This window comes from Enterobacter sp. PTB, assembly GCF_051130085.1.
Taxonomy (GTDB): domain Bacteria; phylum Pseudomonadota; class Gammaproteobacteria; order Enterobacterales; family Enterobacteriaceae; genus Enterobacter; species Enterobacter ludwigii.
Genome location: NZ_JBDKEE010000176.1, coordinates 1 through 260, shown reverse-complemented (window position 1 = coordinate 260; position 260 = coordinate 1). Strand labels below are relative to the sequence as shown.

Annotated in this window: 1 tRNA gene; it reads right to left on the bottom strand. The window is 47.7% G+C overall.

The features are described 5' to 3' along the window. Nucleotides 1–126: 126 nt before the first annotated feature. Nucleotides 127–202: transfer RNA gene (locus AAIR21_RS28145), tRNA-Glu, on the bottom strand. Nucleotides 203–260: the final 58 nt, after the last annotated feature.

Here is a 260-nt window from a genome sequence, read left to right as displayed (position 1 = left end):
CATAACATGTGTGTCGTTTCAATTTTCAGCTTGATCCAGATTTTTAAAGAGCAAATATCTCAAACGTCACCCGAAGATGAGTTTTGAGATATGTCGGCAGGTGACTTTCACTCACGAACCAGCAAGTGGCGTCCCCTAGGGGATTCGAACCCCTGTTACCGCCGTGAAAGGGCGGTGTCCTGGGCCTCTAGACGAAGGGGACACTGAAGTCTCAATCGCAAGACGCCTTGCTATTTACTTTTCATCAGACAATCTGTGTG